Consider the following 19,090-nt stretch of genomic DNA (forward strand, 5'->3'; position numbering starts at 1 on the left):
TAAAAAAGACCAGAGGCTGCCCTCTGGTCTTTTTGTGGTGCCCTGTGGATCGGTTTATCCGCAGATTCTGCGCAGGATCAGAAGTCGCCGCGCAGGGTCAGGACGTAGCTGCGTGGTTCGCCGTACAGGTTGGAGCGGTCCAGAGCCACGGCTGTGGTGTAGTACTTGCGATCAAACAGGTTGTCGGCGTTCAGAGCGACGGTCCAGTGCTCGTCGAGCTTCCAGGAGGCGCGTGCATCCCAGATGGCGCGGCCTGCAACACCCAGTTGATCGTTGGACGGCACGGTGTAGCCGGAGTCAGCCGATACGCCAGCGCCCAGCGTCAGACGGTTCCAGGCACCGGGCAGGTTATAGCTGGTGTTCAGACGCAGCATATGTTTTGGTGTCTCGTAGGCCACTTCCATATCGGAACTGTTTGCCAACTGGTTGAAGGTGTAGCCGCCAAAGACCTGAAGCCCTGGCAGTACTTCGCCGCTTGCTTCGATTTCAACACCTTTGCTGCGTTTGATGCCGCCCTGGACGTAGCAGGTGTTGTCGGAGCCGCCTGGGCAGAGTTCTTCTGTCGTCTGGTCGACGTAGGCCACGTCTTTCTGCTTGATATAGAACAGGGCCATCGACAGATTCAGGCGCTTGTCGAACAGTTCACCCTTGATACCCGTTTCGTAGTTGGAGCCAATGGCCGGGTCCAGCGGGGCGCCGCCGACCTGTCTGTAAGCGGCTTGCGGGGTGAAGATATCCGCATAGCTGGCGTACCAGGACCAGTTGTCGTTGATGTCGTAGATCAGGCCGGCGAACGGGGTAAATTCCTGAGTCTGTTTGGATTCATAGGAAAGGGCCGGGCCGTATTTGGCGTTGTAGTCATACTCGAACCAACTGAGGCGCCCGCCCAGTACCAGGCTCAAAGGCTCGGTCAGGTGGATGCGGGTATTGGCATAGAGGCCGGCGCGCTCTTCAGTCGAGACGTAATTGCTTGTCCAGCCTGTATTCACCGGTTTGGCAAGTGAACGGGTGTCGACATCAAAGATATTGATGGCAAGAGGCGTCGCGATTGTGACGTTTTTGTTGTCGGCTCTCTGTCTCGACCAGTCAGCACCCAAAGTGACCTCATGGGACAGGCCGAAGGCGTCGAACTTGCCTTCCAGCTGGCTGTTCAAGCCCAGGCTGTTGACTTCATCTTTACGGAACAGCGTGCTCTGGAAGCGTGAGCCTGCCAGCGTTGTCGGGTTAACAGTGCCACGTGCATAGGCGATGGCCTGATCGAATCCGCCTTCGGAGTAGGTCAGGGAGGTCTTGTTGAGCCAGTTTTCGTTGAAGCGATGCTCGACTTCAAAGAAAGCTTCGCTCATGTCTGTTTCGAGCCGGTTCCACTTGGGAGCCAGGTTCGTCGAGCGCGAAAGATCCAGCGACTGCCCGTTGCTATAACGCGGCAGGCCGTAGATCGAGTAGCCGTTGATGACCTTTTCCTGACGACGCAGGCTCATGGTCAACGTGGTGTCGTCGGTCACGTCGGCTTCGAGGATGCCGTACAGCAGGGGCGTGCGGCTGTTGCGGTTATCCTGATACGAGCCGTTGTCTTCATAGGCGGCCACCATGCGACCACGGACAGTGCCCGAGTCATTGAGCTTGCCACTGCCATCCAGGTCGACGCGGTACTGATCCCATGAACCCGCACGGGTGGTGATCGAGAACTTGTTCTCGGCAGTCGGACGCTTGCGCACCAGATTCACCGCACCACCGGGCTGGCCTGCACCCACCAGCAGGCCCGACGCGCCGCGCAATACTTCAACGCGGTCATAAATCGCCATGTCCGGCTGCATCCAGCCGGTGATCTGGTAGCCCTGGCCGCTAATGCCATCGACCAGAAAGCTTTCCGCCAGCAACGAGAAGCCACGGGAGGTATACACGTGGCCACCAAAGTTGCGGTACTGGAAGCTGATGCCGGGTGTGTCTTCCAGCACTTCGCTCAGGCTGGTGAGGTTATTGTCGTCCATGACCTGACGGGTCATGACCGTGACCGACTGTGGTGTTTCTCGCAACGATTGCGCTGCGCCCTTGCCGATAGTGGTCGCGCCGGTGGTGTAGGAGCCTGTGCCGTCAGTGGTGGTGCCTAGATATTGGGAGTCAATCGCGGTCGGTGCCAGGTTGATGGCCGCCGATGAGTCCTGAGCGCCCAACGTCAGGGCATTGCCTTGCAAGCTGTAGGTCAGGCCCGCTCCGGCCAGCAGTTTCCCCGCTGCCTGTGCCGAAGTGAACTTGCCTTGTACCGCGCCGCCGGTCTTGCCCTGTACATCCGCGGGGCTGTAAGCCACACGCAGGCCGCCCTGGCTTTCCAGTTGACTCAGAGCGCTGCTCAGCGGTTGAGCCGGGATATTGAACTCGATTTCCTGGGCTTGTACCTGAGCAGCCATCGGCATGCTCAGCGCCAGACCAATGGCCGCCATGGCGGGTCTTGGACGCAACATCCGGCTGATCAACAAGGCCTTGCTGAGAGGGGTGAGTCGTGACGGTGTGTACATGGAGTGGCTCTTTCTAGTTGGTATTGGCAAGGAGATAAAGAGCGTCGTTCAGGTCTGTCCGGAGGCGAATCAGGGCAGAAGCTGTTCGACTTTTTACGGGGAGCCAGGCTGACTGCAGATGCCCGCGCAGGTGTGCTGTTAAAGAGAACGAAAATGCCTCTCAGTTATTTAATGAATTTTTCACATTTGCCCTGAAAAAGATGGCGCAAGGCTATCGGTGGTGGCGAGGCGGTTGACCCATGGGCAAAAAGAAGCCCCGCTCGCGGTCTGAACCGGGCGTGGCCATGTCATGGATAACGGGCTGGATTCAGGCAGAGACCTGTTCGGCCTGCACCTGTTCCACTTCGATTTTGCCGGCCTGCATGCGCACCAGTTGGTCGGCAATCGGGAAATACCGGTCGTCGTGGGAGATGACGATGATGGTCTTGCCTTGCTGCTTGAGTTCGGGCAACAGCTCGGTGTAGAACACGCGGCGGAAAGCCGGGTCCTGATCGGCGGCCCATTCGTCGAACACCAGCACCTGACGCTCGTCCAGCCAGGCATTGATCAGGGCCAGGCGCTTGCGTTGGCCGGTCGATAGGTCGGTGGTGGTGAACGCCCCATCGCGAATGCTGACCTTGTGAGCGATATCCAGGCGCTCCAGGTATTTGCCCGCATCGGCAGGCAGTTTCGCTTCGCCCTGCATCGGTTCGTCGAACAGGTGGTAGTCGGCGAAGATGGTGGTAAACAACTGGCGATAATCGTCCAGCTCTTCAGGCATGACCGCTTTGCCGTTGAGGCGGATTTCGCCTTGTTGGGGGTTGTACAGGCCCAGCAGCAGCTTGATCAGTGTGGTCTTGCCACAGCCGTTCTCACCGACGATAAACACGATATCGCCCTGTTTGATGCTCAGGTTGACCGGGCCGAGATGGAAGGACTCGCTGCCTTCCACAGGTGGGTAGTCATAACGCAACTGATGCAGTTCCAGGGTTTGCATGTTCGCCAGGGTATTGGGGCGGTCGCTGACCAGCAGGTGCGGCTCGGGGCTGGAGAATTTCCACGACAGCTCGGCAATGCGGCGCATGGCGATCTGGGCGCGGCTGATGCCGGGCAGGGCGGTGATCAGGCGTTCCAGTGGGCCTTTCATGTACAGCATGACCAGCACGAAACCGCCCAGCACGGTTTTTTCGGTGCTCGGCCACAGCGCCTGAAAGGCAATGGCAATGCCGATGACGGCGAAGAACAGCATCGAACCGAAGGTTTCGGCGCTGACGAAAATGTTGGCGGCGCGCACGTTGGATTTGCAGATGCGCTCGGTCGCGCCATGTATCTGCTCGTCGAGCATGTGTTGGCGACGCTTGCGCTGGATGCGCAGTTCCTTGGCACCGGCCGACAGGGCCTGATAGTGCTTTTGCAACTCGTCTTCGCCGTTACGGGCCGCGATGATGCTGCGGGTGCCGAAATGATGAGCCAGGTACTGCGCGCCAGTGCCCAGCACCACGGTCAGTACCGTCAGCGCCAGGATCTGCCACGACAGCAGGGCCAGATAAGTCAGGCAGCCCAGAGTGACGGTGAACGAAATCACCATCGGCGCAATCGACAAGGCGAAGGTGCTGAGGGTGTTCACGTCATTGAGCAGCACCGGGATCAGGCGATGGGAGCGGTAGCGCTCCAGTTGCTCGATGGGCGCGACCAGCACCTTGGCGGCCAGCTCGCGGCGCAGGTTGGCGACCACGCGCTGGCCGACATAGTTGGTCGACAGGTTCGAGACGGTGGAGCAGGCCAGGGTCAGCACGCACAGGCCGGCGAACAGCAGCGCGGTGTGGGTGTCAGGTCCGCCTGCCATGTTCATTGCGTTGTTGATGGTGGCCAGCAGGGCGGTCACGCTCAGGCCGCTGACAACCCCCAGCACAGTGGAGAGAGCCACCAGCCACCAGAATGGCTTGAGGATCCTCAGGGTTTCCCGGGCGAGGCTTTCTGATTTGGGTGTCATGCTGTTGTCTCGTGATTATCCGTTGATCGGCCTGAAAAAGCGTCAGAGTTCGCGAACGACCCGAAAGCCCAGCCAGTCGCCACGTACATCGGGTTTGCGGCTGTTGCGGTTGCCGGAGCGGGAGAAGATCGGCGCTTCGGTCCAGTCGTTGCCGCGAATCATCTTCCAACTGCAATCACCGGCCAGCCAGGCACTGCCATCGGTGGGTGCGCCGTTGTAGTTGCTGGTTTCGCAATCGGCGGTCCACTCGTAGACATTGCCGTGAGCGTCGTAGATGCCGAAGTCATTGGGGCTGTAACTGCCCGCGGGGGCTGTGACGCTGAAGCCGTCTTCCGGGCCGTAGGTGTTGGCATGCTTGGCGATGCCGTATTGCTTGCCTTCATCCATGGGGAAGGGGAACGGGCCGGTGCTGCCGCCACGGGCTGCATACTCGCGCTCGGCCTCGCTGACCAGTCGGTAGGTTTTGCCGGTCTTCTTCGACAGCCAGGCGGCGTAGGCCTTGGCTTCGTTCCAGTCCATGCACACCGCCGGCTGGCGGTCGGTCAGTGGATAGCGCGGTTGTCCGGCCTTGCACTCGCGACCCGGACGGGTATCGCCATCGGGCATCTTGTAGCCGGTGCTTTTGATATAAGCCTTCCACTCGCCGCTCAGCACCTGGAACTGGCTGATGGCGAACGGCTTGGCGAAGGTCACTTCATGCAGCGGGCCTTCGTCGGGCTGGCGGCCGAGTTCGGATTCCGGTGCGCCCATGGTGAAGGTGCCGGCAGGTAACACGACCATTTCCGGGCAGTCCTTGCAGTCCTTGAACACCTTGCCCGGTTCGGGCGTGGCGGCCATGGCGGCTGCGGGCAACAGCGCACCCAGCAGGGCGGTCAGGGACAGGGTGGACAGCATGTTGTTCATAACGGGCCTCAAGGCAGAAAACTGAAAGCGGGTGACAAGCGTCATGGACGTTGGCCGAGGACGGCCAGGAAGCGATCTATTTCGGCCTCGTTATTGAGCAGGCCCGGAGCGGTGCGCACGACCGGTCCTATATCTCGATCCACGGCATCGACCACTACATGGTTTTTCATCAGCCAGGCGGCCACGTCGTCGCAGTTGCGGTCCTTGACTCTGAAGAAGCTGAATCCGGACGACAGCTCGGGCGCCATGGGCGTGACCAGTTCGATGCCCGGCTGTTCTTTCAGACGTTGCTTGATGTAGGTGTTGAGCTGGTGGATGCGCGACTGGACATCGGCCTTGCCCAGTTGCAGGTGCAACTCAAAGGCCTTGTCTACCGCCCAGCGGTGCTCGAATGAGTGGTAGCCGCCGGGTGTCATGATCGTGCCGAAGTGGGTCGCTTCCGAAAAACTGGGGATCAGCGGGGTGACATCTTTCAACTGCTCCGAGCGGGCGCAAATGATGCCGGTGCCTCGTGGTCCGAACATCCATTTGTGGGTCCCTGCGACGAAGAAGTCGCAGTTCATGCTCGGGAAGTCCAGGTTCTCGACCCCGAAACCGTGTACGCCATCGATCACGTACAGGATGCGGTCCTTGTCGTCGCGATGACGGTTCTGCTCCTGAACCAGGGCACCAATCTCACCGACCGGCAGCTTGACGCCGCTGCCCGATTGCACCCAGGTCATTCCCAGTACGCGGGTTTCGGGGCGAATGGCCTGGGCGATGTTGCCGATGATTTCGTCGGTCGAAACGGTGCTGGAGTCCTTGAACAGGCGGATCTTGCGGACCTGTGTGCCTTCTCTCTTCTTGCGCGAGTTCAGGATGTTGCGGGTACAGAAGTGTTCATGTTCGGTGGTGAGGATTTCCTGATCCGGCCGTACATGAATGCCGCCATAGATAATGGCCAGACCTTCGGTTGTGCTGCCGGTCAACGCAATCTGGCCGGGCCTGGCATTGAAGTACTTGCCGGCCCACTCGCGAACCTTGTCTTCGCGGCGACTGGTTTCCTGCAGGTCCCAGTCCATGGCCAGGCCGGGGTTGCGGTCGATATTGGCCCGGTGTTGCTCGATGGCATCGCTCACCGGCCTGGGGTGCGAAGTAATCAGGAAGTTGGCGAAGTGGATATAGTCCGGGTCCTGATTGAACAGGCCACGCAAGGTGGCCCATTTGTCCTTGGGAGCCAGTTCGATAGCGGTCGCCGTGGCCGAGTGGGTCAGGCTGGCACCCATGGGCAGTGCAGCCGCGAGCAGGCCAGCCTGTTTGAGAAAGGTTCTGCGGTCAGTCATGAGCGGCCATACCTGAAATGTCGGTGTGCAAGCGAAAGGGGTTCATTGGCGGGTGACCGGTCTGGCCGAGTTCTGCACCTGCTCCCATACCCGCAGGAAGTTGCCGCCCCAGAGCTTGGCAATGTCGGCCTCGGCATAGCCGCGCTCGATCAGTTCGGCAGTCACATTGCGGATTTCGCTGACATCCTTGAAACCGTCCACGCCGCCGCCATCGTTGAAGTCGGAGCTGATGCCCACATGATCGATGCCGATCTTCTTCACCGTGTAGTCAATGGCATTGACGAAATCCTTGACGGTGGCCTTGGGCTCTTCTTCGAGGATGGCGTACAGCTTGCTGGCGTAAGCACCGAAACGTTGCTCCGGCCAGACGGTAATGATCGCGTCGCCCGGCATCAGCGCCATGGCCAGGTTCGGCAGTGGCGGCAGGTCGAAGTCCTTGCGAAGCTTGTTGAGCTTGTCCTGGGTCTTCTGGGTCAGGGGTTTCAGGTAGGCCGGGAACGCCACGACCTGCACCACGCCGCCGCTCTGCTTGATGAGCTGCAATTCCTCGTCGCTCAGATTGCGTGGAATGTCCACCAGCGCCCTTGGAGCAGAGTGTGAGGCGACCATAGGCGTGCGGCTCAGCTGACTGACCTGTTCCAGGCCTTTGGTCGACATTTGTGACACATCGATGATCACGCCCAGATCGTTCAGGCGGTGTACGGCCTGCTTGCCGATCTCGGAAAGCCCGCCCAGAGGGTCCTGGGAGTCATTGAAGAACGGCAACGGACGAGAAGAGTCCGCCCAGCTGTTGTTGCCCACATAACTGAAGCCGAACATGCGCATGCCGCGTGCAGTCCACTGGTCCAGCAGATTGATGTCGTTGCCCAGCGGGTAGGCGTTGAGCATGCTGATGAAAATCGCAAACTTGCCTTCGCCATGCAGGCGGCGCATGTCGTCCGGGGTGTAGGCGATGCCGACCTGATTCGGAAAATCGCGGACCATGCCAGTGATGATCTTGTAGCGGACCTCTTGCTGATGGCGTGCTTCATCCACGAAGCCCGGCGTCGGGCGATGGGGCGCATTGGGGCCGTTCCAGATTTCCGGCCAGCCGAACACGGTCAGTGCCGCACCCGACAAACGCCCGCGTGCGGTCTTCACCAGATCGAATTGCCCGGAGCCGTCCTTGTCCGCTTCATGGCGTTCGCTGCCGAATTTCAAAGGCACGGTGATGTGGCTATCAAAGGAAATGATTCGTTCCTGCAGCTCTTCGGCCTGTTTCATCACCTTGATCGGGTAGCCCGATGGCGACCCGTAATTCCAGGCCAGCCAGCCTGCGCCTGCACTGATCGCCAGAGCCAGGGGCAGGCCAATGAAAAGAGCCTTTTTCCAACGCGGTTTTGTCATTGCCATCTCTTTCAGGTTCGCCGTTCAGAAGCAGGCACAAGGGCCTTTGCTATCTGGGGAGAACGAGCGGATGGCGGAAAAATTTAACGCGGATGCCGTTCGCGGTTCTGTCCCTAAATTTCTGCATTGATGCTACGTCCTAGCTTGGATAAAGACCGTTTCGGGGCGTTAACAGGTAGGGCAATGACGATTTCTCGACGAGGTTTTATAGCGGGCCTGGCGCTGACCGGTGCTGCGGTACCGGCTGCTTATTACGCACACCGCGAACTCACGCGCGTCGAAGAGCCCGTTACACCGGGGGAAGCGACTGCCGCTGCGGCCGATACCGCTACCCAGCGGCTGGCCGACAAGCTGCGCGGGATATGGGATATCCGTTTCGAGGGGCGTGATGCAGGATTGGCCGGAGCGCCGCTCAAGGGCCTGGAAATGTTCCTGGACATTGCCCCGCGTGGCCGTGGCCTGCGGGGTTATATCGACACCGCTGAGCGTCTGCGTGGCGATGCTGAACCGCGCTTTCGGGTGATCGGCGACCTGCGTTCTGCCGATGCCTCGACGCTGTATTTTCGGGTCATTGACGGCCATCTCGATGACAGCCCGCAAAGCGATGCGCCGGACTATGAATTCAGCATGGTTCTGGATGAAGTCTGGGGCAGCTTCGGTAATGCGGGCAGCGGCACTTTGAGTGGGCGCATCGAGCGTCTGGATCGTCCGCTGGCGTTGCCTGAGCTGGAAAATCGTTTTATTGCCACCAAGCAGGTGTTTCCCGAAGCCCGTGACCGTATCGGGCTGACGCCTCCGTTTCTGGCCTGGCTGGTTTCAAAGGAGCATCGCCTGTTTCACCAGCTCTGGCATGCCAGCCGCGATAAGTGGCATCGCCTGCCCGAAGAAAAACGCAATGCCCTGCGCGGTATCGGCTGGCAGCCAGGCCCGAGAGACAAGGAGCGCGATGCCCGTGGCGAGCGCAAGGACCGTAATGGCTCGGGCATCGACTTTTTCTATATGCATCGGCACATGCTGATCCAGGCCCGGCAGTTTCAGGAGCTGCCTTCCTGGCCGCGCTTCCCTTTGCCGCAGCCGGAGCTTGAGCGGGACCGTCAGGGCTTTGCCCGATACTTCGATAATCACGATGGCTGCGCGTTGCCACCGCCCTGGCAGGCCAATGGTGATGCGGAATATAGCCAGTTGGTCAGCGATATCAAAAGCGACGAGACATTCAGCACGCATTTTCAGGCGTGGGAATCCCAATACAGGGACCCGCGCTTTCTGTCGAAACTGACCCTTGGCCAGTTCGGTTCCCAGGTTGAGCTGGAGCTGCATGACTGGTTGCACATGCGTTGGGCGTCCGTTGCGCGAGACCCTTCAAATGGCGAGCCGGTGCCCATGGCCCGTGACTCGGCGGATTTCGCGGCACGCTGGTTCGAGCCGGAAAACGATTTTCTCGCTGACCCGTTTTCATCCCATGTGCATCCGGTGTTCTGGATGTTCCATGGCTGGATCGATGACCGGATCGACGACTGGTTCCGTGCCCATGAGCGCTTTCATCCGGGAGAGGTGAGCCGTCTTGAAGTCAATGGCGTGCCATGGTTCGCGCCGGGGCGCTGGGTTGAGATCAGCGATCCCTGGCTCGGCCCGCAGACTCATGGATGCAGCACCACACCGGGCCTGAATGCCGGGACCACCATGGAAATGGACCCGGAGGTCATGAAACTGGCGCTGCGCATTACTTTTGCGGCCGATGACAAGCTCGGCAACCTCCTGCGCCGCGTGCCGCGTCGGCCGTGGTATGCGAGGAACCTGCTGCCGGAGAAGTGGTTTGGCGGGGTTTGATTCCTGAATCTGTAGGACCGAATTTATTCGGGAAGGCATTATTTCTTCAGATAAAGATGCGGCGGATGTACAGGCCCTTTCCCGGATAAATCCGGTCCTACTCTAGTACGGTGCAAATCTGTAGGAGCGAATTTATTCGCGAGACATTAGTGAAGGGTTTGTGTCCAACCGCCACCCAGGGCCTTGTACAACGCAATACTCGCCTGCACCCTCGACAGCCGAAGCTGTACGCTCACATCCTGGGCCAGATACAGCGTGCGTTGGGTTTCCAGCACGGTCAGCAAATCCTCCGCGCCAGCCTCGTAACGGCTCTGGGCGATGCGGAATGCGGTCTGGGCCTGTTTGAGTTCTTCGTCGTGCCAGTGCCTTTGCTGGTCCAGGCCGCTGATGCTGTTCAGGGCTTTCTCCACGTCGGCGAAGCTGTTGATGATCGCGCCACGGTAGATTTCCAGCAGTTCTTCCTGACGGGCAGTGGCCTTGTCGCGCTCTGCACTCAAGCGTCCGTTATTGAAAATCGGTCCGGTCAGGCCGGCAGCCAGACTGCTGAAGGGCGCTCGCAGCCAGTCTTCGGCCCTGACCACTTCCGTGCCTAAAGTAGCGCTCAGGGTCAATTTGGGCAGCAGGGCCGCGCGGGCTACGGTGACATCGGCCTGGGCGGCGACCAGCTCGGCTTCGGCCTTGGCGATGTCAGGGCGACGGGTCAGCAGTTCGCTGGGCAGCCCTGTGCCGATCGGTGGCCAGCTCAGGTTCTCGAAATCCTGATTGCCCAATTGCAGATGTTGCACGGGTTGGCCGAGCAGGGCCGCGAGGGTGATCTGTTGCTCATTGGCCAGTTGCTGAATACGCGGCAGTTCACGTTGTTGAGTCGCAACCAGGTTCTTCTGCTGAGCCAGTTCCAGTGCCGTGGCGGAGCCCGAGTCGTAGCGAGTCTGCACCAGTCTCAGCACGTTGCGGGCATTGGCCAGGTTCAGCTCGGCGATATGGCTCTGCTCTCTGGCTGACAGGGTTTGCGCGTAGCGATCGGCCACGCTGCTGAGCAGGGTCAGTTCCACTGTGGCCCTGTCGAACTCGCTGGCTTTCAAACGGTGTAGCGCACTGTCCCGGGCGGCGGCTACGCCACCCCAGAAATCCACTTCGTAACTGGCGGTCAGGCTGGTGGTAAAGGCGTCGGTATTGTTGTCATCCGAAGGGCTGGCCTTGCGGTCGCTGCTGCGCAGGAATTTGTTACGCTCGCCCCGGATGTCGTAGGTGAGCTCAGGGCGCGTGGGGGCTCCGGCGATGGTCGCCGTTGCCTGAGCCTGACGTACACGGGCCATGGCGGCGGCGACTTCATGGCTGTTGACCCGGGCCTGTTCGATCAGGCGGTTCAGGTCCGGGCTGCCGAATTGTTGCCACCACTGAGCATCAGTGCGCTGCAAGGCGGCGCCTTGGGCGAATTCCCAGCTTGGCGGTGGCTGGATACCGCTGTCGATGGAGGGTGCAGAAGTGTTGCAGGCCGCCAGAAGCAGACAACTGGTCAGCAAGGTGAGGGTTGGCTTCATCGATCGATCATTCGCTGGTGAGGGCTGCAACCGGATCGAGCCGGGCAGCTTTGCGGGCAGGCATAAAACCGAAGATCACGCCGGTCACCAATGCACAGGCAAAGGCGCCGACAACGGCGAACAGCGAAAACGCCACGGCGATCTTGCCGAGCAGCAGCGCTGCGCCCATGCCGAGGGCCAGTACGATGCCCGCCAGCCCGCCGACCACCGAGAGCATCACGGCTTCGGTGAGGAACTGGCGCAGAATGTCGCCCTGGCGCGCGCCGGTGGCCATGCGGATGCCGATTTCCCGAGTGCGTTCCCGTACGGTCATCAGCATGATGTTCATTACGCCGATACCACCCACCAGCAGCGAGATGGCGGCAATCGAGCCGAGCATCAGCGACAGAGTGTTCTGGGTCCGGGCTTCGGCCTGGATCATCGCGGCGTTGTTGGTCAGTTCGTAATCGTTCTTGCCGTTGTGCAGGCGCTGCATCAGGTCATTGATCGAACGTTCGGCTTCCTTGACCTTGCCGGCATCCTTGGTGGCGATGGCGATGTATTCCGGGTTCTGGGTGCCGAACAGCCGGATGCTGGCTGAGGAGTAGGGAATGGCAATGCGGTTGTCGCTGTCCAGGTCGCCGGAACTGGCGCCTTTTTCCTGAAGGACGCCGACCACCTGGAAGGGCACGTTCTCGATCAGGATGTACTGGCCGATGGGGCTCGCCCTATCCTTGAACAGCTTTTGCCGGACCTTATGGCCGATCACTGCCACGGCTGCGGCGTTTCTTTCGTCGGCTTCGGTGAAGTAACTGCCCTCGACCACCGGCCAGTTGAAGATGGCCGGGAAGTGCGTGTCGTTACCGCCCACGTAGCTGGAGTGATCAAGGTTGCCAAAGCGCACGCCTGCCTGTCCGCCATTGACCGGCATGATCATTTTCACTTCGGGCAGTTCGCCCAGTGCGGCGACTTCTTCCAGGGTAATGATGCCTTTGGGAGTGCGCGGGCTGGGGGATTTGCCGTTGAGGTAAATGATGTTGGAGCCAAAGGACGACATCTGCGCCATGACTTGACGCTTGCTGCCTTCGCCCACGGCTAGCATGACCACCACCGAGGCAACGCCGATCACGATGCCCAGCAAGGTCAGTGCGGTACGGAACCGGTTGATCCACATCACCCGCCAGGCAGCTTGAATGGCATCGAGTAATTCACCTTTCCAGGCACCATTGCGGGTACTGCCTTCACTCAGGCGCTGGCGCAGGTCAACGGCTTGCAAGGCGGCCGGATTGGTCGGGGCTTGTACTTGCGGGTTGCCGGATGCCGTGTCGCTGACAATCAGGCCGTCACTGACTTCAATGACGCGCCGGGCGCGTGCAGCGACTTCCCGGTCGTGGGTGATCAGAATCACCACATGCCCCTGACTGGCGAGTTCGTCCAGCAGGGTCATGACCTCTGCGCCGCTGTGGCTGTCCAGTGCGCCGGTAGGTTCGTCGGCGAGGATGATATGCCCGCCATTCATCAACGCCCGGGCAATGGAAACCCGTTGCTGCTGGCCACCGGAAAGTTGATGGGGGCGATTGGCGGTGCGCGAGGCCAGACCCAGTCGGTCGAGCAGGGCAGTGGCGCGGGCATGACGCTCTTGTGCGGGCGTTCCGGCGTAGATGGCTGGCATCTCGACGTTTTCCTGCGCCGAGCCTGACGGAATCAGGTGGTAGCCCTGAAACACGAAGCCAAAGGCTTCACGCCGCAGCCAGGCCAGTTCGTCGCTGTCCAGCCCGGCCACATCTTCCCCGGCGAACAGGTACTGCCCGGCGCTGGGTCGGTCGAGGCAGCCGAGGATATTCATCAGGGTCGATTTGCCCGAGCCGGAGGCACCGACAATGGCCACGAACTCTCCGGCATGGATCGACAGGTCGATGCCCCGCAGTACGTTGACCAGCGGGCTGTCGCCACCCCCGTAGGATTTGCGGATATCCCGCAGGTCGATCAGTGGCGTCTGCATTCAGCCTCCGCTGCCGACGGACGGGCCGATCAACAGCCGATCACCTTCATTCAGCCCCTCGAGAATCTGCACCCGCAAGCGGTCGCTGATTCCGGTACGGACCTCGCGGTCCTGCACGTCGCCGCTGGCGGTGAGGACACGCGCGGTTTGCAGGTCGGCCTGTGGCCCGCTTTTGAGGGCGGCAAGCGGGACGGTCAGGGTGTTTTGAGCGCTGTTGGCGACAAAGAAGATCTGCGCGGTCATTTCCGCCATCAGTGCCTGGTCGGCGTTGTCGACATCCAGCAGCACGGTATAGAGCACCACGCGACCGCTGCCGCTCTTGCCTGAACTGCTCGGGCTGCCGCCACCCTGATTGGCCTGCTCCAGCGGCTTGGGCGGTACAGGAAGAATCTGCCGCACCGTGCTGTTCCAGCGCCGGGTGCCGCCACTGAGCGTAGTGAAGTAGGCGTTCATGCCGGGTTTGACATGGCCGATATCGGCCTCGGACACTTCGGCCCACACCGTCATGGGCGAGAGTCGGGCAATGCGCAGGATCAGCGGGGTCTGCTGCTGGGCATTGAGTGTCTGACCTTCCCTTGCATCCAGCGCCACGACTGTTCCGGACATCGGCGCGTAGATGCGGGTATAGCCCAGCGCGGCTTCGTCACTGCGCAGGCTGGCCTGGGCCTGGAGAATCTGCGCCTTGAACATGTCGACCCGTGCCTGAGTGGCGCGAAACTCGGATTCGGCGGCCTGTACATCTTCGGCGCGTGTGGCGCCTGCGGCTGCGAGGCTTCGCTGGCGCTGCTGTTTCTGCTGGGCCAGTTCGTGCAGGGCACGTTGTTCCTGAAGCTGGGCCTTGAGGTTTTCAATGGCGTAGCGGGCGGCATCGAGCCGTGCTTTTTGCGTGGACGGATCGATCTCCACCAGCAGTTGACCTTCCTTGACCTGATCCCCGACCTGCGCGTGGATCTTCATGATCTGGCCGGTGGCCTGGGAGCCCACATCCACATAACTGCGTGGTTGCAGAGTGCCCAGGGCGGTCACGCTGCTTTGTATGTCGCTGCGGGTGACGAGGGCGGTCACGGCATCGTTGTTGCCCGAAGGCATGATTTGCCAGGCGCACACGGCAATGACCGGAAACATGCACAGCGCCAGAAGGACGGCGCGTCCAGGGTGTCGAGAGCGTTTCATGCAGGGTTCCTGCTCGGAGAATTCAGCCCGTCGGCAGGCGACGGCCACGGGAACTGTCCATTAAACGAGGAACGGGGGCGGGAATTTAGCGGTACATATTTGAGAGAAGGGCTTTGGTGGTGGGCGTTCTCTATTGTTCCTGGTGGGAAGCCAGACTTGCGCCAGCTTCCCTTTGTTGCCTTTATCGACGTGGGCCGATACTTATTGCGACATCATGAAATGGATTTTGTAGTTGTAAGGTGCCGACCATTTCTTGGTGACGTATTCATAGCAGAAACCGGACGATACCTGGCCATAGCCAGTCGCGCTGCTGGTGTATTGCGGGCCGGTCGAGTATTCCTTGTGACCTGCCTGAAACTTGCATCCGCCGGTGACTTGGCCGCTCGTATAATCAGCCTGCACGTCGCTGCTGCTGAAGCCCGATGGCGCGATGAAGGTGACGGTCTGATAAGGTGTCAGAGTAGCCGGGAAGCCACCGGTCGAAGAAACAAGCTTCAAGGTCTTTGGCGTGTTGTTCTGCATGGTGACTTCAATGACCGCGGCCATCGATGCCAGGGGGCTCAGCGAAAGTGCCAGAGCTGCTGCAGTGAGGGGGAGTTTGAAAGACTGGAACTTCATGTAATCTCCGTGTAGTCCTGAATGCATCCTGATGCAGGCAATATCGTCTGCATGTCCATGTGGGTTTTCATCCGGAAAACCACGAAAGCTTTAGCGGCGCGTCTTGAAATAACTTGAGATATTTTTTGCCCCGGGCATGAAAAAGGGAGGCCAGACTTGCGTCTGGCCTCCCTTTCATTTGCAACGATGAATTACAGCACTTGCTTGATCGCGTCACAGACCGCGTCGATGTTCTTCTGGTTCAGGGCTGCCACGCAGATACGGCCGGTATCCAGCGCGTAGATACCGAACTCGCTGCGCAGGCGCTGGGCCTGTTCGGCGGTCAGGCCCGAGTAGGAGAACATGCCGCACTGACGGCCGACGAAGCTGAAGTCCTGACCGGCCGGGTTAGTGGCCAGGCGCTCTACCATGGCTTTGCGCATGCCGTGGATACGTACGCGCATCTCGCCCAGTTCTTCTTCCCACATGGCGCGCAGTGCCGGGTCGTTGAGGACCGCAGCGGAGATGATTGCACCGTGGGTCGGTGGGTTGGAGTAGTTGGTACGAATCACGCGCTTGACCTGGGACAGGACGCGGGCGGTTTCTTCCTTCGACTCGGTGATGATCGACAGGGCGCCGACACGCTCGCCGTACAGCGACAGGGATTTGGAGAACGAGCTGGAGGCAAAGAAGGTCAGGCCCGAATCCGCGAACAGGCGCACAGCCAGTGCATCTTCGTCGATACCCTGGCCGAAGCCCTGGTAAGCCATGTCCAGGAAAGGTACGTGGCCCTTGGCCTTGACCACTTCCAGAACCTTTTTCCAGTCGTCCAGGGTCAGGTCGACACCGGTCGGGTTGTGGCAGCAGGCGTGCAGCACAACGATGGAGCCGTTCGGCAGGTTCTGCAGGTCTTCCAACATGCCGGCACGATTCACGTCGTGGGTCGGGGCGTCGTAGTAGCGATAGTCCTGAACCGGGAAGCCCGCCGCTTCAAACAGGGCGCGGTGGTTTTCCCAGCTTGGATCGCTGATGGCGACTACGGCATCGGGCAGCAGGCGCTTGAGGAAGTCTGCACCGATTTTCAGAGCGCCAGTGCCGCCGACGGACTGGGTGGTCAGCACGCGGCCCGAGGCGATCAGCGGCGAGTCGGCGCCCAGCAGCAGTTTCTGCACGGCCAGGTCGTAGGCCGAGATGCCGTCGATTGGCAGGTAGCCGCGAGGGGCGTGTTGCGCCACGCGAATCTTCTCGGCTTCGGCCACTGCGCGCAGCAATGGAATGCGCCCGTCTTCGTCACAGTAGACACCCACCCCAAGGTTGACCTTGTTGGTGCGGGTGTCGGCGTTGAATGCTTCGTTGATACCCAGGATCGGATCGCGGGGCGCCATTTCGACAGCGGAGAACAGGCTCATTGTTTGCGGCAGCTCTGAATGAAGAGTGAAGGGGAGTGCAGTGCAGGCTCCAACACAATGCGCCAGAGCGGTGCACAAACGGGGAGTCAGTATAAAGAGCATCAAGCTGGGGAGCGACAGGGCGTGACAGGTTTTTTCAAGGTTTTTCCGGCTCCGGGGACAACGTTCGTCTGACCGACCGGCAATCGGTGATGCAATCCATGACTTGAAAGACGAGTATATGGCTCCATCTACAGTGCATCACTTCAAACACTGCACGTCTTTCCCGGCGGGATCGGGCGTTGGCGGTGATTTCGTTTTTGCGGGTATGGCCTGCGCAGACGAACCCTTGGCGTAAACGAATCAAGAGGTAGGTCATGTCCGAGTTTCAGCTCGTCACCCGTTTTGAGCCAGCCGGCGATCAGCCCGAGGCCATTCGCCTGATGGTGGAAGGGATCGAGGCCGGGCTGGCGCATCAGACCCTGCTGGGTGTGACCGGCTCGGGCAAGACCTTCAGCATTGCCAACGTCATCGCCCAGGTGCAGCGCCCGACGCTGGTGCTGGCGCCGAACAAGACCCTGGCAGCCCAGTTGTATGGCGAGTTCAAGACGTTCTTCCCCAACAACGCGGTGGAATATTTCGTCTCTTATTACGATTACTACCAGCCCGAAGCCTATGTGCCGTCGTCGGACACCTTCATCGAGAAGGATGCTTCGATCAACGACCATATCGAGCAGATGCGCCTGTCAGCGACCAAGGCCCTGCTGGAGCGCAAGGACGCCATTATCGTCACCACGGTGTCCTGCATCTATGGTCTGGGCAGTCCGGAAACCTATCTGCGCATGGTCTTGCATATCGACCGTGGCGACAAACTCGACCAGCGGGCCTTGCTGCGCCGTCTGGCGGATCTGCAGTACACCCGCAACGACATGGATTTTGCCCGTGCGACCTTCCGGGTGCGAGGCGATGTCATTGATATCTACCCGGCCGAGTCCGATCTGGAAGCGATCCGCGTCGAACTGTTCGACGACGAGGTGGAAAGCCTGTCGGCGTTCGATCCGCTGACGGGTGAGGTGATCCGCAAGCTGCCACGTTTTACCTTCTACCCCAAGAGCCACTATGTGACTCCCCGCGAAACGCTGCTCGAAGCGATGGAAGGCATCAAGGTCGAGCTTCAGGAGCGTCTGGAATACCTGCGCAACAACAATAAGCTGGTGGAAGCCCAGCGTCTGGAGCAACGAACCCGTTTCGATCTGGAAATGATTCTGGAGCTGGGTTACTGCAACGGCATCGAAAACTACTCCCGCTATCTCTCGGGCCGCCCGTCGGGAGCGCCACCGCCCACGCTTTACGACTATCTGCCGCCTGACGCCTTGCTGGTGATCGACGAATCCCACGTCAGCGTGCCGCAGGTCGGTGCGATGTACAAAGGCGACCGATCGCGCAAGGAAACCCTGGTGGAATATGGCTTCCGGCTGCCCTCGGCGCTGGATAACCGGCCCATGCGTTTCGACGAGTGGGAGGCGGTCAGCCCGCAGACCATCTTTGTTTCGGCCACACCTGGAAATTACGAGGCCGAACATGCCGGGCGAATCATCGAACAGGTGGTGCGCCCGACAGGGCTGGTGGACCCGCAGGTCGAGATTCGTCCTGCGCTGACTCAGGTCGATGATCTGCTTTCGGAAATCAACAAGCGTGTGGCGCTGGAAGAGCGGGTGCTGGTCACGACTTTGACCAAGCGCATGGCCGAGGATCTGACCGATTATCTGGGCGACCATGGCGTGCGGGTCCGTTATCTGCACTCGGACATCGATACCGTTGAGCGGGTCGAGATCATCCGCGACCTGCGCCTCGGGGCGTTCGACGTGCTGGTGGGGATCAACCTGCTGCGCGAAGGCCTGGACATGCCGGAAGTGTCGCTGGTGGCGATTCTCGATGCCGACAAGGAAGGTTTCCTGCGTTCCGAACGCTCCCTGATCCAGACCATCGGTCGGGCTGCTCGTAACCTCAATGGCCGCGCGATTCTCTATGCCGATCGCATGACCGGTTCCATGGAGCGGGCCATTGGCGAGACCGAGCGGCGTCGTGAGAAACAGATCGCCCATAACCTGGCCAATGGCATCACGCCAAAGGGCGTCATCAAGGACGTGGCGGACATCATGGAAGGCGCGACGGTCCCTGGCTCGCGCAGCAAGAAGCGCAAAGGCATGGCCAAGGCCGCCGAAGAAAACGCACGCTACGAGAACGAACTGCGCTCACCCAGCGAAATCACCAAGCGCATTCGTCAACTGGAAGAGAAAATGTACCAGTTGGCCCGCGATCTGGAGTTCGAGGCCGCGGCGCAGATGCGCGACGAGATCGCCAAATTGCGTGAGCGGTTACTGGCGGTTTGATTCATCGATTTTTTCGCGAATGAATTCGCTCCTGCACGGGTTGAAGGAGCGAATTCATTCGCGAAGCATGGAGCCAAAAGGGTTCGGCCTG

The 19,090-nt window shown here is 60.2% G+C and carries 12 protein-coding genes; 2 read left to right on the forward strand and 10 right to left on the reverse strand.

Going from position 1 to position 19,090, the window contains the following annotated elements:
* Positions 1–77: 77 nt before the first annotated feature.
* From CKW23_RS01590 to pvdM, 5 genes are all read right to left on the reverse strand, one after another.
* Complete coding sequence (locus tag CKW23_RS01590) at positions 78–2,516, reverse strand: TonB-dependent siderophore receptor (RefSeq protein WP_371856537.1); 2,439 nt, start codon at positions 2,514–2,516, stop codon at positions 78–80.
* Between the two features lie 307 nt (positions 2,517–2,823).
* Positions 2,824–4,488 carry a cyclic peptide export ABC transporter gene (locus CKW23_RS01600; protein WP_095066904.1) on the reverse strand — a complete coding sequence of 555 codons (1,665 nt, stop codon included), beginning with the start codon at positions 4,486–4,488 and terminating at the stop codon, positions 2,824–2,826.
* Positions 4,489–4,530: 42 nt separating this feature from the next.
* A complete protein-coding gene (locus CKW23_RS01605) occupies positions 4,531–5,391 on the reverse strand; it encodes a formylglycine-generating enzyme family protein (RefSeq protein ID WP_371856538.1) in 861 nt (286 codons plus the stop codon).
* 41 nt (positions 5,392–5,432) lie between these two features.
* Positions 5,433–6,713 (reverse strand): aminotransferase class V-fold PLP-dependent enzyme, encoded by a 1,281-nt coding sequence (locus CKW23_RS01610; protein ID WP_095066905.1) that lies wholly within the window; start codon positions 6,711–6,713, stop codon positions 5,433–5,435.
* A gap of 42 nt (positions 6,714–6,755) precedes the next feature.
* On the reverse strand, positions 6,756–8,099 hold the full coding sequence (gene pvdM / locus CKW23_RS01615) for a pyoverdine-tailoring dipeptidase-like protein PvdM (RefSeq protein WP_095066906.1): 1,344 nt from the start codon (positions 8,097–8,099) through the stop codon (positions 6,756–6,758).
* A 183-nt stretch (positions 8,100–8,282) separates the two neighbouring features.
* Here pvdM and CKW23_RS01620 point away from each other — a divergent pair, with 183 nt between their 5' ends.
* Entirely contained in the window at positions 8,283–9,926 is a 1,644-nt protein-coding gene (locus tag CKW23_RS01620) for a PvdJ/PvdD/PvdP-like protein (RefSeq protein ID WP_095066907.1), read from the forward strand.
* Positions 9,927–10,072: 146 nt separating this feature from the next.
* Here CKW23_RS01620 and CKW23_RS01625 read toward each other — a convergent pair whose 3' ends face one another.
* The 5 genes from CKW23_RS01625 to CKW23_RS01645 all read right to left on the reverse strand — a co-directional run bounded on the left by CKW23_RS01625 (position 10,073) and on the right by CKW23_RS01645 (position 16,627).
* Complete coding sequence (locus CKW23_RS01625) at positions 10,073–11,467, reverse strand: efflux transporter outer membrane subunit (protein ID WP_095066908.1); 1,395 nt, start codon at positions 11,465–11,467, stop codon at positions 10,073–10,075.
* Between the two features lie 7 nt (positions 11,468–11,474).
* A complete protein-coding gene (locus CKW23_RS01630) occupies positions 11,475–13,448 on the reverse strand; it encodes a MacB family efflux pump subunit (RefSeq protein WP_095066909.1) in 1,974 nt (657 codons plus the stop codon).
* Positions 13,449–14,621, reverse strand: coding sequence for an efflux RND transporter periplasmic adaptor subunit (locus CKW23_RS01635; RefSeq protein ID WP_095066910.1), 1,173 nt, complete (start codon positions 14,619–14,621; stop codon positions 13,449–13,451).
* A 201-nt stretch (positions 14,622–14,822) separates the two neighbouring features.
* Positions 14,823–15,239, reverse strand: a complete 417-nt coding sequence (locus CKW23_RS01640; RefSeq protein ID WP_095066911.1) for a hypothetical protein — start codon at positions 15,237–15,239, stop codon at positions 14,823–14,825.
* Positions 15,240–15,430: 191 nt separating this feature from the next.
* The gene (locus CKW23_RS01645; RefSeq protein WP_095066912.1) at positions 15,431–16,627 is read right to left on the reverse strand and encodes an amino acid aminotransferase; all 1,197 of its coding nucleotides are present in this window, start codon (positions 16,625–16,627) and stop codon (positions 15,431–15,433) included.
* A gap of 356 nt (positions 16,628–16,983) precedes the next feature.
* Between CKW23_RS01645 and uvrB the strand changes: the two genes are divergently transcribed.
* The gene (gene uvrB, locus CKW23_RS01650) at positions 16,984–18,999 is read left to right on the forward strand and encodes an excinuclease ABC subunit UvrB (protein WP_095066913.1); all 2,016 of its coding nucleotides are present in this window, start codon (positions 16,984–16,986) and stop codon (positions 18,997–18,999) included.
* The last annotated feature ends 91 nt before the right edge of the window (positions 19,000–19,090 follow it).

It is taken from the genome of Pseudomonas sp. Irchel 3A18 (assembly GCF_900187465.1).
Classification (GTDB): domain Bacteria; phylum Pseudomonadota; class Gammaproteobacteria; order Pseudomonadales; family Pseudomonadaceae; genus Aquipseudomonas; species Aquipseudomonas cichorii.